This window comes from Infirmifilum lucidum (assembly GCF_014876775.1).
GTDB classification, from domain to species: domain Archaea; phylum Thermoproteota; class Thermoprotei; order Thermofilales; family Thermofilaceae; genus Thermofilum; species Thermofilum lucidum.
Genome location: NZ_CP062310.1, coordinates 814880 through 828742, shown reverse-complemented (window position 1 = coordinate 828742; position 13863 = coordinate 814880). Strand labels below are relative to the sequence as shown.

Genomic DNA, 13863 nt, shown 5'->3' with positions numbered 1-13863 from the left:
CCATATCTTTCTCTATATTTTCCTAGGCTCGCCGACTAAGCTGCCTTTGTATGATATGCACTTGTTACCGTTGAGTTTAAAGAAGGGTTCCCGTAGTGAATTGACCAGTTTAATCGCATCCACCAGGTTTCGCAGTTTTTCCTCCTGGCTAGTGTCCCCGCCATGTAATATGCTGCCGATATCGACAAGGTTGTCGTTCCTATTTAGGCACGGCTTGAGCTTAGCGTCGTGAGTAAGTCTTATACGGGTGCATCCGAGACAGAACATGGGATTACAGTAGTTCGCTATAACTTCAACTCTTATCCCCGTGTCGAGGATGAATACCGGCCTGTTGTGAAGCGATCTTCTCTCGATTTTTGATGATTTCTCGGCTAACATGGGCAGAACCTTCTCAACTGGGTAGTAGAGCGCGTGAAAGTTTTCTCTGCCTTTTCCCTCGGGTATCAGTTCAATGATATTGATATCAAAGCTCATTTTTGAAGCGAAGTCGAGGAGCTGTGGGAGTTCAACGACATTGTACTTTGTCAGAACAAAGTTGAGTTTAACAGGTATGCCTAGGTCTCGTGCAAGGTGTAGACCTTTGATAACCCTCTCGCTTCCGCGCACGCCGGTCATCGTGTTGTAATTTACCGGGCTTATTGCATGGAGACTGACATTCAACCTATCAAGGCCGGCTTCTTGGAGGCTTTTGGCCCGTTCTAGAAGGAAGTAGCCGTTTGTTGTTGCAGAGACTTCAACGTCGCGACTTATGCTTTTTATACCTGAAACTATCTCCTCAATATCCGGCCTTATGAGAGGCTCTCCTCCTGTCAGTTTAAAAGTCTTTATGCCAAGGGAATAGGCCGCTCGCGCGACAAGTTCTATATCTCGTGTGGAGAGCTTATCAGCAGTAGACTCCTCCCCCTCTCTGTGGCAAAATATGCAGGCGTAGTTACATTTGCTCGTGACAGATATTCGGAGGTTCGTTAGGGGGCGTCCAAACCTGTCTACTAGCAACAAAACACCTATAATCTCATTAATTTCTGAGGATTTATACGTTATTTCTAGACAAAAATATCCGTTTCCCGTAAACAGGTCTAAGAAATTTTTAGCATGTAAATATCGCTTTCTACAAAAGACTTATTAATGAAGTAAAAATCATGTGTAACAATGTTCATCAAATAAATCAAAAAGCTTAAAAAAAGCCTAGAAGAAGAAGCTCCGATGTCCCAACAAGTACCAGTACAGAAAAAGAGAGAAGTCATAAAACTGTTTGCAGTATTGGTAATCGGGCTCCTGGTAGGTGTCTCAATAGGGTACCTCATCGCACCTAGACCCTCTACCCCTGCTCAGAAACTGACAACAACTGTTTTGATAGGAGCGCTCCTCCCCCTGACCGGCGACCTCTCTTCCTTCGGGAAGAGAAATCAGCGTGCTCTCGAGCTCGCTGTTGAGGACATAAACGCCTTCGCCGAGCAAGTTGGGTCGCCCTTCAGGTTCAGGCTCGTCGTAGAGGACACTGGCACAAACCCCGAGCAGGCCAGGGCGAAAATACAGGCACTAGCAGCACAAGGAGTACAGGCCGTGGTAGGACCAATGGCAAGTAGTGAGGTGAGCCAAGTCAAGCAGTTTGCAGACGCGAACAAGATAGTCGTGATAAGTCAGTCATCGACAGCCCCATCGCTCTCCATTGCCGGCGACTATATTTTCCGTGTTGTGCCTAACGACGCTTACCAGGGGCGTGCTCTTGCTAGGCTCGTCTTCGACAGCGGCTTTAGGGGCGCGGCCGTGATATACAGGAACGACGCCTGGGGCAAGGGGCTGTTCGACGCGTTCTCCGCCAGGTTCAGGGAGCTCGGGGGCAGAGTGGAGGGCGTAGCCTACGACCCCAACGCCCAGGACGTCTCAGGCGAAGTAGCCAGGCTCGCGGACATAGCCTCGAAGCTAGGCCCGGCGACAGCAGTAGTACTCATAAGCTTCGAGGACGACGGCATAAGAGTAGTACAGGCCGCAGCACAAAACCCAACACTGTCAAAGCTCAAGTGGTTCGGGACAGACGGTACATCGGGATCTTCAAAAATGGCCCAGCAAATCGGGGAGCAACTTGTTACTCTTGGCGGCCTTGTAAGTACGGTGTTCCAGCCCGGTAAAAATTCACTCCAGGAGAACTTTAAAGCGAAGTTTAAGTCCAGGTTCGGAGAAGACCCTGATGCCTACTCGATGAACGCCTACGACGCTGCCTGGCTTATAGCCTTGTCTGTGATGGCTACAGGCCAGTACAGCGGCGAGGCGATAGCCAGGGCACTCCCGACAATCGCCCAGCACTACTACGGAGTAACAGGGAACACAGCACTAGACCAAACAGGAGACAGAGCAGCAGGAGACTACGCAGCGTGGAAAGTCGTGAAGACAGACAAAGGTTACGAATGGGTGCTAGTGGCAATCTATAGTCTTGCTACAGATAGCTGGACGCCTGCCGGGAGCGGCGGGTGATCTAAAAAATGTCTCTTTCTCCAATTCTCTATACAGAAAATGTCTCCAAGAGGTTTGGCGGCGTAGTAGCTCTTGATGGCGTGAATGTTCACGTCAGCCCTAAGATGCTTACTCTAGTAATAGGCCCAAACGGTAGCGGCAAGTCGACTTTAATAAACGTCATAGGTGGGATTCTCCGGCCAGATGGTGGCCGGGTGGTTCTAAACGGAAGGGACATTACGAAGCTCCCTCCTCATGCAAGATTCCGGCTTGGCCTTGCTAGAACTTTCCAGACACCACAACTTTTCACGAGTCTTAGCGTTCTGGAAAATGTCTTAGTACCGATGCACGAATACTATGAGGAACGTGTTTTAGAGATTTTATTGCGTAATGCGTGGAGACTGCGAGAGAGGGAGTACATAGACAGAGCTTTCCAAATCTTAAGGCTACTTAACCTAGACCACTTATGGGACGCTCCAGCCTCTGACCTCAGCGGCGGGCAAATGAAGCTCTTAGAGCTTGCCCGGATACTCATGAGCGACCCTCGGGTTATAGTTCTCGACGAGCCGCTGGCCGGCGTCAATCCTTCTCTGGCAAACGAGATAATGGGCTATCTTACAAGCTTGCGCAGCGAGCTCGGGGTGAGCTTTCTAATTGTGGAGCACAGACTAGATATAGCTCTGAAGTTCGTCGATTACGTTTTCGCAATGCACCAGGGGCGAGTAGTAGCTGAAGGCCCGCCCGACGCCGTCGTGAAGCACCCGGCAGTAATCGAGGCTTATCTTGGTGGCTGAGATGGGACTACTGGATGTTGAAGACCTATCGGTTGGCTATGGAAAAATGGAAATTGTAAATGGAGTTTCCTTCAGTGCATATAAAAACGAAATCTTCGTTATCGTCGGGCCTAACGGTAGCGGTAAAAGTACCCTGCTCAAAGGACTTTTCGGTTTGGCAAAAGTATTTAGAGGGCGCGTGTTGTTCAACGGTAACGAGGTCACCAGCCTCCCGCCTCACAAGAAGTCTCTCCTAGGCCTCGCGTACCTCCCCCAGCTCGGGAACACTTTTGAGAACCTATCCGTTTACGAAAACTTAGTTCTGGCAGCTCACGACCTGCCACGCGACAAATTTGAGGAACGTCTTTCGGACATCCTGGGGATATTCCCTGCACTGAGAAACCTCTTGAGAAGGAAAGTCAAGACGTTAAGCGGAGGCGAGAGACAAATGTTGGCGCTTGCAATGAACCTCCTGAGAAACCCGCTCGTACTCATGATGGACGAGCCGACAGCGGCGCTTTCGCCAAAACTTGCAGCGCAGGTCTTTAACCAAATACAGGCACTCAGGAACGAACATGGCCTCACAATAATACTCGTAGAACAGAACGCTCTCAAGGCCCTCGAGATAGGGGATAGAGCGCTCCTACTAGTCTCTGGGCAACCCAAGTTCTATGGGGCTTCAAAGGAATTGCTTGAGAACAGAGAGCTGGCAAAACTATATCTAGGCATTTAAGTGAGGTTGCTTCTGCGGTGTAATCTTATGCTCCCAGAAATAATTGTTAATGGCCTGCTATACAGCAACCTTCTAGCCCTACTGTCCATCGGGCTTACGCTAACGATTCTCACTTCGAAAGTCTCAAATTTCGCTCAAGGCGATTTTGCCGTAATCGGGGTCTACGCCGCCTACACTGCCAGCGTAATTACACGGCTTTCACCATACTTGCAGATACCCGTTGCATTCGCGACAGGAGCGCTGGTAGGCTCCCTAATATACCTTCTTGTATTTGACCAACTGAGGAGTAGAGCTAGCCTTGTCACGCTGATGATAGTCTCTATGGCTATCGACATTATCCTGAGAGCATCTATGCAACTCTACGCAGACTTCCTTCAGCTCACGTTGGGAGTCTATTCCAGAGGTTTTATATTCAGCGACGTGATACTCAGCGTGTTTGGTGTACCAGTAGCCGGCGTACTTGTTTTCTCAACAGCTACAACAGTGCTCCTGCTCCTAGCCCTATACTTACTTCTCTTCAGGACGAAGATAGGCATTGCGATGAGAGCAGCGATAGAAAACCCCTCTCTCGCAGAGACTCTAGGGATAAACGTTAGGAGAGTGTTCGCGATAAGCTGGGCCTTATCAGCAGGCCTGGCGGCAGTCGCAGGAGTATTCCTGCCCTTCAGGATACCTGTCAACCCCGATACTGGTTTCGCGCTTTTGCTCTCGATCTTTGCCTCCGCTACTCTTGGAGGGTTAACGAGTCTACTCGGTAGCATTGTAGGGGCATACCTCATCGGTTTCTCAGAGACCCTGTTCACCTTTGCTCTGTCAAGTCTTGGGCTAAGCACCGCCTACCGCCCGGCAGTCTCCTTCACTGCCATAATTCTAACCCTGTTGCTTGCTCCGGGGGGTGTCTCCTCTCTTTGGAGCAGAAGAGGGTGAGAGGATGGATCCGCTTATGTTTATCTTAGATCTCGGTGTCCTTTACTCTATCTACGCTATACTTGCGATCTCTGTTGAAATCGAATATGGAGAGCTAGGCATACCCAATTTCGCGAAATCTGCAATGTATGCAATTGGGGCCTTTTCCGTAGGTGCTCTGGCCACGCGGCTCGGCGTCTGGCTTACTGGAGTCGCGTGGGAGGGAGAGTTCAAGAGTACTAGCTGGATATATGCAACGATGGTCTCAGAGAGGATAGCTTCAAGTCCTATGCTAGGCGTGGTAGTATTTGTAGTCCCCCTGATTGTCGCAATGCCTTTAGCAGCTCTCCTGGGCCTACTGGCATCTTATCCCGCTTTACGGCTTCGAGAAGACTACCTCGGGATAACTCTAATAGCATTCAGCGAGCTTGTAAGAGTATTTGTCAGAAACTACGAACCACTGCTGGGCGGTACTTTCGGTGCTGGTGTCCCAAACTTTTTGGCGTTTTTACCAGTACAGCTTAGGAGCATCGCCTTATTCTTGCTCTCCGTGGCTTTTCTCGCCGGCATATGGGTAGCATACTACAGGCTAACAACTTCGCCTTTCGGGAGGGTTTTACGTGCTATCAGAGACAACGAAGTTGCCGCTCAGAGTCTGGGCAGGGACATCGTGAAGATACGGGCAAAGGTGCTGACGCTGGGCTCCGTGCTCGCCGCAATAGCAGGGGTACTCTACGCCTTCTACGTAGGCTCCGTCAACCCAGACGACTTCACAGTCATGAAGACGTTCATTGTCATACTTATGGTCGTAATCGGGGGTAAAGGAAATCCTCTTGGGCCGCTTGTCGGCGCCGGAATATATATAGCCCTTGACCGCACGATAACATTCGCGAAACAGCTGATTTCACTCCCATTCGACATCAACTACTTCTCCTACATCATCTTCGGGCTCCTGTTAATACTTGTCGTAATGGTGCGTCCTGGTGGACTAGTCCCGGAGAGGCCGCCGGTTACAGTAAGGGAGAGATAGTTTTCGTTAAATGTTGATGTATCTTTATCGGATCGTTGAAGTAATTATTCAACCTTATTCTAAAAACCTTTAAGCGTACTGACCTTGCTTAATCGGTGGTTGTGTCTTGTCGAGTAGGGTAGAATTTCTGTTACGTCCCACGTCAGTGGCTGTTATTGGGGCGTCACGAAGTCCCGAGAAGATAGGTTACCAAGTTGTCCGGAATTTAATAGAAGCTGGTTTCCCGAGAGAAAAGATCTACCCGGTCAACCCCCATGCAGACGAGATCTTAGGTCTCAAGTGCTACCCAAGTATACTTGACGTTCCGTACGAGGTAGATCTGGCTGTTATAGTTGTCCCTGCTCCTGCAGTCCCATCAGTGCTCGAGGAAGCGGGTAAGAAGGGAGTAAAAGCAGTAGCGGTTATAACGAGCGGCTTTAAGGAGATAGGTAACTACGAGCTGGAGAACAAGCTTGTAGAAATAGCGAGGAAATACGGGATGAGGCTCTTAGGCCCAAACATTGTCGGGGTCTGCGACACTGTCCAGAAGCTGAACGCTAGTTTCTGTCAGGGACTACCTAACCCCGGGGAAGTGGCTTTCGTGACCCAGAGCGGTGCCCTCGGGATAGCACTGGTTGGATGGACTAAACTAAAGGGTATCGGGCTTTCTGACCTTGTGAGTCTCGGTAACAAGGCAGATGTAGACGAAGTCGACATGCTAGAGTTCTTTGAAAAGGATCCCCACACGCGCGTCATAACAGCGTACCTAGAGGGTATAAGCAATGGGCCACGCTTCATGGAGGTCGCAAGGCGCGTTGCGAGGAAGAAGCCGGTAATTATTCTCAAGGCAGGGAGAGGGGCGAGGACGATAGGTGCTATAAAGTCCCACACGGGGTCTCTCGCTGGAAGTTTTGCCGCCTATGAGGCTGCCTTCAAGCAGTGTGGGGTCATACTGGCTGATAGCTTCATAGACCTCTTTGACTGGGCTATAGCACTTTCGAAGAGCCAGTTGCCTCAGGGAGGAAATGTGGTTATACTGACTAATGGTGGAGGCGCAGGGATTATGGCTACAGACGCTGCCGAGAAGTGGGGCATCAGGCTCATGGATGTCCCGGGCGACCTTGCAGATAAGCTCAGGAGGCACATGCCCCCCTTCGGTAGTGTATTCAACCCTATCGACTTGACGGGTATGGCCGACGCCGAACAGTACATGGGCGCGATGAAAGACCTTTTGCTAGACCCGCGCGTGGACGCCATTATAGTCCTGTACTGTCACACAGCGATCACAAACCCCCTTGACATAGCACAGGCTATACTGAGAGCAATGAGGGAGACAGGATCCAGCAAGACCGTTATAGCTTCATTTATAGGAGGAGAGGAGGTTGCCAATGCGTGTAGCTTGCTAACCGAGAACGGCATACCCTGCTACGAGTCACCCGAAAAGGCTGTCGCAGCACTCGGGGTTCTCTACAAGTACGCGCGCACGCGAGAGCGCTTAGAGAGGAGAACCTTCGTTGCCGTCGAGCGAGACCGGGAACAGGCACGTGAACTTGTCCTAAGCGTATTAAAGGAGGGAAGGCAAGTCCTAACCCCTGCCGAGGCCGCAAAGCTAGTCTCCTTCTACAAGATACCTGTTCTCCAGAAAATCCTCGTGAAATCACCAGAGGAGGCCCTGAAAACAGCCAGAGAAATAGGCTATCCTGTAGTATTAGAGGTCGAGTCACCCGACGTGCTTCACAAGAGCGACGTGGGAGGTATAGTAGTTGGCATAGACTCAGACGAGGCAGTAATCGAGGCTTATAGCAGAATAATGGACAATGTTTCCAGGAAGGTTCCAAATGCAAGAATACTGGGCATAATCGTTAGGAAAATGGCTGAAAAAGGCAAAGAAGTTGCGATAGGTATGCACCGAGACCCAGTGTTCGGCCCGCTAATCATGGTGGGTAGCGGCGGTGTTCTCGTTGAGCTGCTGAGAGACGTCAGCTTTAGAGTAGCACCCATTGCTTTAGAGGACGCAGCCGAGATGTTAGAGGAAACGAAAATATACCAGGTTCTCAAGGGCTACAGAGGAGAGCCCCCTTCCGACGTGGACAGCGTCGTAGATGCTCTAATCAGAATATCGCAGCTGGCACTGGACATCCCTGAGATAGAAGACATAGACATCAATCCATTCTTTGTCTATGAGAAAGGCCGCGGCGCACTCGCGGTCGACGTTAAAGTAACTCTCAGGAGATTAGAGGCATGAGCCTACTCTCCCAGTACCTCGACTATCACTCGGCGGTTTGTCCTCGGCCCGTCCATCTCCACGAAGAATACATCTTGCCACGTCCCCCTCACGAGCTTGCCGTTTATGACCGGTAGGGTGAGGCTAGTACCTATCAGTGAGGATGCCACGTGAGCGTGCGCGTTATCGTCAATTCTGTTGTGTAGCCACTCTCTCCCTGGCGGGAACAGGCTGGATATGTGGTTGAGAATGTCCTTAATTAATCCCCTTTCATTTTCGTTCGCTATTATAGCTCCTGTAGCATGAGGGGCGAAAACCAGGCATATGCCGTTAGATATACCGCTTTCAGAGACTGTTCTTTCTACGTCGGCTGTTATGTTTATGAGCTCGAACTTCTCCCTTGTGGAGAATGTGAGGATTTTCGTTACGACTCTCACATTTGACAGGAAGCTTTTCCAGTATTAATTTTTCTCGTTACTCAGGTAATACACGGGTATACGGGGCGTCTTGGCCTAGCACCATTTCTCTTAGGTACGTTAAGCCACCTATAGCAACCCTCACGCCACTTCTAGCGGCTGAAAATGCGCAACTGAGCTTGTGTCGAAGCCCTCCCGTTACATCTAGTGCGCTTTCGCTTGTTTGAGGCAAGGCTCCGCTAGGACGTATCTCTCGTAGGAGTCTCGCATCAGGTCTACCAGGCGGGCGGTCATAAACTCCTCCGGATCCTATCAGGTAGACTAAGACGTCGGCCCTCAGCTCTTGAGCCAGATACGCCGCTATGTCGTCTCCTGAGAGAATTGCCACGCCATAAGTAACGTCTATTACTGCGTCGCCGTAGAGTACAGGCACAAGCATTCTCTCAAGAAACGCGTTTACTACTTCAGTGTTAAACCTGTGGAGCTGACGGTTCCTTGTCTGTGCTATAGCTGATGTTTGAACAGAGATTGCTGGGACACCCCTGCTCAATAGTTCCTCTATGATCTTCAAGTTAAGGTAGCTCATCCAGTACCTCGTCTCTGCAAAGCCGTAGGCTTTTATCCTCGAGAACTCGCTACTACCCAGGGAGTATTTCGCCGCTGTGGGGTGCCCAAAGGATCCGCCTCCGTGGACGATTACCACCTCAATATTCTCATTGTAGAGCTGTCGAGTCTTGTCGGCGAACAAGTTGATGTTGTCCTCGCGGAGAGTGTACGGTCTTGTCTTCTCAGTCACGACGGAACCTCCAAGCTTTATTACTGCCAGCAACAAAACTCCACCTTGCTAGAATTCACGTTTTTCAATGAAGATGGCTAAGTCCTCGAGCATACGCCTATACGGGGTGTCTGGAAGCCTTTCAAGAGCAGCCAAGGCGTTCCTGGTATACTTTCTCCTTACTTCTTCAGCTTTGTTGTACGCACCTGTCTTCTTGATTTCGTTTATGGCTAGGGATACTTCCTCCCATAATACGTCGCTCTTTGTGAGTATTCTCCTTAATATGCTCTCATCTCCAAGTTCCTCAAGAGCCAACAGAATAACAATATTGCCCAGCTTGTGCTCTTTTATATCGCCGCCAACTTTCTTACCCGTCTTCTCCTCTCTCCCAAAGATATCTATTATGTCGTCGCTCACCTGGAAGGCTACACCGACGTTCCTCCCATACTCTCTCAGCGCGTCCAGGGTTTTGACCTCAACCCCCTCTACGGATAGGCCTCCAAACACGCAAGCTGTCTCGATGAGAACTCCAGTCTTCTTCTCTACCATTTCAAGGTACTCGCTGAGGGTGACTCTTCTGTAACGTCTATCCACTACATAGGGCTCGTCTTCTCTCCCAGACTGCTCAAATAATATGTCTAATCGCTCCCCATCCGTAAGCAACTTAATAGTACGCGCCATTTCTTCGTGGAACACTCTTGGGTTCCTAGTATCGTTGAGGGCCTCAGAAATGCTCTCTCTGTAGTGAACAGCAACCAGGATGGCTGTGCTGAGGCCGTACTTCTTCCACACAGTGGGAAGGCCCCTGCGTAACTCGCTGTGGTCAATTATGTCGTCCAAAATCAATGAGTAGTTGTGCGCTAGCTCGACGGCCGCGGCTGCAGGGTAGGCGTCCTCGGCCTTACCCCCAACTGCGAGGGCTGACAGTATCGTGAGAGCGGGTCTAACCCTCTTACCGCCCATTCTAATAGGATATAGTACAGCATCTGCAAAGTCGGGATGAGTGTTTCTCAAGAGATACTTCTCCATTACTGGGTCAACTCTCTTACCATACTCAACAAGTAGGTCTACGGGGTTGCTCATCTCTTTTTCAGAACGAGAGTAACCAATTATAATTTATTCTTTTAGATTGGCGAAAATGATTAGTAATAGGCGCTGTTGTATTTCAACGAGCCATCTATGGAGGTATTCTTGATCGGGCACTTAGTTGTAGACATACTGGTGGTGCGTGGGGGCATCAGGAGAAATCTTGGCGGCACAGTAACCTACGGTGCTATGGCAGCGCTCAGGCATAGAGCCAGACCCCACATTGTGTCGAAGATAGGGATGGATTTCCCGGATGAGTACCTGCTCTTTCTCTCGAGGAGCGGCGTCGATACGACTTATGTCTCGGTGTCTAAGGATCTCCCCACGACGAAGTTCAAACTCGTCTACGAGGACTCGGAGAGAGCGCTGTACTTACTGTCGAGGTGCGAAGACATTCTTACCAGTGATGTCCCCCTCGAGAAAATAAGGGGGTCTGTAGCGATAATTGGTGCGCTTATCGGGGAAGTAGCCCCAAGCGTGGTTCAGGAGATATCCGACCGTGCTGCGCTTGTCGTAAGTGACCTCCAGGGGTATGTTAGGCGTGCTGGCCCAGATAGGAAGGTATACCTTACCCCCTCTAGGGAAGCTCCCTTAATAATATCCCTCTCAAACATTGTCCATGCGGAGATCAGCGAAGCTAAGGCACTCTTCGGAGAAGCCCCTCCGGAGAGGCTCGCGAAGAAGATCGTTGAAACTGGTGCTGCTATTGCACTGGTTACACTGGGTGCTGAGGGTGGCTACGTAGCTACGAGCGAGAAGCTTTACTTCGTGCCTCCTGCCGAGGCTGACCGGGTCGTAGACAGGACTGGCGCTGGAGACGTGTTTACTACTGTCTTCGCCATCGAGTACCAGCGCTCGGGAGACATAAAGGAGGCGGCAAGTTATGCAACCGCAGCAGTGTCGTACTTGATTGAAAAGCCTGGTATCGATGGCCTCAGGAATAGGTGGGAGCTCGCCCAGAGGGCAGAAAAGGTCTTAGAAAATATAAGAGAAATTTGATATTTTTGCAAAGTTTTTAAATCTAATGTAGCAAGAGAATACCTGATGAAGTCGCTAGTAGACGAAATTAGTCTGAGGATAAAAGAGGCGCGCGAAATGCTCAGTACAGTAATTCACCGGACGCCCCTCCTTCATAGCAGAACACTGAGCGACCTTACAAAGGCAGAAGTCTACCTCAAGCTCGAAAACTTACAGAAGACCGGAGCCTTCAAGGTTAGGGGGGCATATTACAAGATAAGCAAGCTGAAGAAACTCGAGAATGTCTCACACGTAGTAGCTGCTAGCTCCGGAAACCACGCTCAAGGCGTCGCGTACTCCGCATTGCTCCTCAGCGTTGAGGCAACAATATTCATGCCCCGCCACACACCCTTCTATAAGGTTAACGCCACGCGTAGCTATGGCGCACAAGTCATCCTTCACGGAGATACCTACGATGACGCCTACATGAAGGCCATGGAATTCGCAGAGTCTAAAAAAGTGCCATTCATACACCCCTTCGACGACATAGACATTATAGCCGGACAGGGGACGATAGGCGTCGAGATCTTTGAAGATGCTCCGAACCTAGACATCGTCATAGTTCCAGTTGGTGGAGGAGGGCTTATATCGGGTATAGCTGTGGCGCTAAAAAAACTCAACGAGAGGATTAAGGTTATTGGCGTACAGCCTTCAGGGGCACCGGCAATGTTTTTCTCCTATAAACAGGGGAGAGTCGTAGAAACGCCCAGCGTGTGGAGTATAGCCGACGGAGTCATCGTAAAGAGACCCGGGGAAACCACACTCAAGATTATGGAGGAGACTGTGGACGACATGGTTTTAGTCGATGACAAAGACATCGCCAGGGCAGTGTTTATCCTGTTGGAGAGAGCGAAGACCGTCGCAGAGCCGGCTGGGGCTCTATCCGTCGCTGCCCTGCTCTCTGGCGCAGTAGAGGCGAAGGGTAAGCGCGTTGCCGCCGTAGTTTCAGGCGGGAACGTTGACCCGTCAATGCTCTCCAGGATAATAAACCAGGTGTTATTTATTGAAGGTAGGCAGGTCAAGATTAAGGGCTTGCTACCAGACAGGCCAGGACAGCTGAAGAGGGTTGTTGATGTAATTGCAGAACTCGGTTTAAATATCATATCCATTGACCATGAGCGTGTCAACCCGCTCGTTGCGCCAGGTATGGCTCAGGTAACCCTGGGCCTAGAGGTTCCCTCCCGCGAATCTGTAAACCTCCTTTTAATAAAGTTAAAAGACCTCGGGTTAAATTTCGAAGAGGTGACGTGAATGTCCAGGAAAGTAATATTCACGCCCAGGGCTCCTAAGCCAATAGGCCCCTACAGCCAAGCTGTAGAAGCTGGTGGCTTTGTTTTCGTCTCTGGCCAGATACCGCTGAACCCTCAAACAGGCGAAGTCGTTGAGGGCGGGATAAAGGAGCAGACAAAGCAGGTACTTGAGAACATAAAGGCGATCCTCGAGGCTTCAGGGCTTGCTATGGAGAATGTAGTCTATGTCTCAGTCTTCCTCAGAGACCTAAAGTTATTCAGCGAATTTAACGAGGTTTACTCTCAGTATTTTACCAAAGATCCTCCAGCGCGCGTCACTATACAGGCAGCTGACCTTCCTAGGGGAGTACTATTGGAGGTCTCAGTTATTGCTTACAGGGGCTGAGAAAAATATTTTTCTACCCAGTTCATTTCTTTAGAAGAGCGGGGGTGCCCGAGCTAGGTCAAAGGGGGCGGACTCAGGCTCCGCTGGCGTCGGCCTGCCCGGGTTCGAATCCCGGCCCCCGCACTCGAGCGTCATCCTTCTGGGAATATTGCTATAGCTAGGAGGAGACTGGTGGAGAGTCAAGGGATGAGTAGAGGATTACATAAGACAAAATTTATAGTTTAGTTTATTCTTGGAGGGGAGGGCTGGGCTACTATGGTTAAGGTGTTTCACGTTGAAGAGAGAGTTAAGATTCCCGATGGCGTTAAGGTAAGCATCGATAGAAAGAAAGTTAGCGTTGAAGGGCCGTTGGGCAGGGTTGAGCGAGACTTCAGCTATGCAAAGAGAATAGAGTTGTCCATCGAGGACAATTCTGTCAAAGTGGAAACGTACTTGGCGAACAAGCGGGAGTACTCGCTGGTGAAAACCATAGCGTCTCATATTAATAACATGATTACTGGCGTGACGAAGGGATTTAGGTATAAGATGAAGATTGTTTACGCTCACTTTCCGATGACTCTTAAGGTTGATAAGGATAAAGTTATCATTGAGAACTTCTTGGGGGAGAGGGGCAAGAGATATGCAGAGATCCTGCCGGGCGTCAAAGTAAGAGTTGAGAAGGACGACGTAGTGGTTGAAGGCGTAGACAAAGAAGCTGTTGCCCAGACCGCTGCTAACATTTACCACGCAACGCGTCTTACTGGGGACAGGAGGCCTAGCCCTCACGGGCGTGAAGGTACGGGTCCAGGTATTCTCGATGGTATATACCTCTATGCCGTCGAACATTTGAAGGAATAGT

General features: G+C 50.2%; 14 protein-coding genes and 1 tRNA gene. 11 read left to right on the top strand and 4 right to left on the bottom strand.

Annotation, left to right across the window (positions count from 1 at the left end; genetic code table 11):
- Window positions 1–12: 12 nt before the first annotated feature.
- A complete protein-coding gene (gene moaA / locus IG193_RS04560; protein ID WP_192818043.1) occupies window positions 13–996 on the bottom strand; it encodes a GTP 3',8-cyclase MoaA in 984 nt (327 codons plus the stop codon).
- A gap of 207 nt (window positions 997–1203) precedes the next feature.
- Between moaA and IG193_RS04555 the strand changes: the two genes are divergently transcribed.
- From IG193_RS04555 to acs, 6 genes are all read left to right on the top strand, one after another.
- A complete protein-coding gene (locus tag IG193_RS04555; RefSeq protein ID WP_192818042.1) occupies window positions 1204–2472 on the top strand; it encodes an ABC transporter substrate-binding protein in 1269 nt (422 codons plus the stop codon).
- A gap of 8 nt (window positions 2473–2480) precedes the next feature.
- Window positions 2481–3245, top strand: coding sequence for an ABC transporter ATP-binding protein (locus tag IG193_RS04550; protein ID WP_192818041.1), 765 nt, complete (start codon window positions 2481–2483; stop codon window positions 3243–3245).
- Between the two features lies 1 nt (window position 3246).
- The gene (locus IG193_RS04545; RefSeq protein WP_192818040.1) at window positions 3247–3957 is read left to right on the top strand and encodes a branched-chain amino acid ABC transporter ATP-binding protein; all 711 of its coding nucleotides are present in this window, start codon (window positions 3247–3249) and stop codon (window positions 3955–3957) included.
- Between the two features lie 27 nt (window positions 3958–3984).
- Window positions 3985–4884, top strand: coding sequence for a branched-chain amino acid ABC transporter permease (locus IG193_RS04540; RefSeq protein ID WP_192818039.1), 900 nt, complete (start codon window positions 3985–3987; stop codon window positions 4882–4884).
- Between the two features lie 4 nt (window positions 4885–4888).
- The gene (locus IG193_RS04535; RefSeq protein ID WP_192818038.1) at window positions 4889–5893 is read left to right on the top strand and encodes a branched-chain amino acid ABC transporter permease; all 1005 of its coding nucleotides are present in this window, start codon (window positions 4889–4891) and stop codon (window positions 5891–5893) included.
- A 106-nt stretch (window positions 5894–5999) separates the two neighbouring features.
- Window positions 6000–8117 carry an acetate--CoA ligase alpha subunit gene (acs, locus tag IG193_RS04530; protein WP_192818037.1) on the top strand — a complete coding sequence of 706 codons (2118 nt, stop codon included), beginning with the start codon at window positions 6000–6002 and terminating at the stop codon, window positions 8115–8117.
- Window positions 8118–8119: 2 nt separating this feature from the next.
- On the opposite strand, the gene IG193_RS04525 is transcribed toward acs, so the two are convergent.
- From IG193_RS04525 to IG193_RS04515, 3 genes are read right to left on the bottom strand one after another with little or no spacing between them, the layout of a single operon-like run.
- On the bottom strand, window positions 8120–8533 hold the full coding sequence (locus IG193_RS04525; RefSeq protein ID WP_192818036.1) for a secondary thiamine-phosphate synthase enzyme YjbQ: 414 nt from the start codon (window positions 8531–8533) through the stop codon (window positions 8120–8122).
- A 37-nt stretch (window positions 8534–8570) separates the two neighbouring features.
- A complete protein-coding gene (locus IG193_RS04520) occupies window positions 8571–9341 on the bottom strand; it encodes an isopentenyl phosphate kinase (protein ID WP_192818035.1) in 771 nt (256 codons plus the stop codon).
- A gap of 15 nt (window positions 9342–9356) precedes the next feature.
- A complete protein-coding gene (locus tag IG193_RS04515; RefSeq protein WP_192818034.1) occupies window positions 9357–10370 on the bottom strand; it encodes a polyprenyl synthetase family protein in 1014 nt (337 codons plus the stop codon).
- 96 nt (window positions 10371–10466) lie between these two features.
- Here IG193_RS04515 and IG193_RS04510 point away from each other — a divergent pair, with 96 nt between their 5' ends.
- From IG193_RS04510 to IG193_RS04490, 5 genes are all read left to right on the top strand, one after another.
- On the top strand, window positions 10467–11372 hold the full coding sequence (locus IG193_RS04510; protein ID WP_192818033.1) for a PfkB family carbohydrate kinase: 906 nt from the start codon (window positions 10467–10469) through the stop codon (window positions 11370–11372).
- Between the two features lie 45 nt (window positions 11373–11417).
- Window positions 11418–12641: a threonine ammonia-lyase gene (gene ilvA, locus IG193_RS04505; RefSeq protein ID WP_192818032.1), complete on the top strand. Its 1224-nt coding sequence runs from the start codon at window positions 11418–11420 to the stop codon at window positions 12639–12641.
- A complete protein-coding gene (locus tag IG193_RS04500) occupies window positions 12642–13025 on the top strand; it encodes a RidA family protein (protein WP_192818031.1) in 384 nt (127 codons plus the stop codon).
- A 38-nt stretch (window positions 13026–13063) separates the two neighbouring features.
- Window positions 13064–13148 (top strand) — tRNA-Leu (locus tag IG193_RS04495).
- Window positions 13149–13280: 132 nt separating this feature from the next.
- Window positions 13281–13862 carry a 50S ribosomal protein L6 gene (locus IG193_RS04490; protein ID WP_192818030.1) on the top strand — a complete coding sequence of 194 codons (582 nt, stop codon included), beginning with the start codon at window positions 13281–13283 and terminating at the stop codon, window positions 13860–13862.
- Window position 13863 lies beyond the last annotated feature (1 nt).

Bases quoted from the DNA above. Each gene is read 5' to 3' on its own strand.
- IG193_RS04555 (WP_192818042.1), top strand. From the start codon at position 1,204: ATGTCCCAACAAGTACCAGTACAGAAAAAGAGAGAAGTCATAAAACTG.
- IG193_RS04550 (WP_192818041.1), top strand. From the start codon at position 2,481: ATGTCTCTTTCTCCAATTCTCTATACAGAAAATGTCTCCAAGAGGTTT.
- IG193_RS04545 (WP_192818040.1), top strand. From the start codon at position 3,247: ATGGGACTACTGGATGTTGAAGACCTATCGGTTGGCTATGGAAAAATG.
- IG193_RS04540 (WP_192818039.1), top strand. From the start codon at position 3,985: ATGCTCCCAGAAATAATTGTTAATGGCCTGCTATACAGCAACCTTCTA.
- IG193_RS04535 (WP_192818038.1), top strand. From the start codon at position 4,889: ATGGATCCGCTTATGTTTATCTTAGATCTCGGTGTCCTTTACTCTATC.
- IG193_RS04515 (WP_192818034.1), bottom strand. From the start codon at position 10,370: ATGAGCAACCCCGTAGACCTACTTGTTGAGTATGGTAAGAGAGTTGAC.
- IG193_RS04510 (WP_192818033.1), top strand. From the start codon at position 10,467: ATGGAGGTATTCTTGATCGGGCACTTAGTTGTAGACATACTGGTGGTG.
- ilvA (WP_192818032.1), top strand. From the start codon at position 11,418: ATGAAGTCGCTAGTAGACGAAATTAGTCTGAGGATAAAAGAGGCGCGC.
- IG193_RS04500 (WP_192818031.1), top strand. From the start codon at position 12,642: ATGTCCAGGAAAGTAATATTCACGCCCAGGGCTCCTAAGCCAATAGGC.
- IG193_RS04490 (WP_192818030.1), top strand. From the start codon at position 13,281: ATGGTTAAGGTGTTTCACGTTGAAGAGAGAGTTAAGATTCCCGATGGC.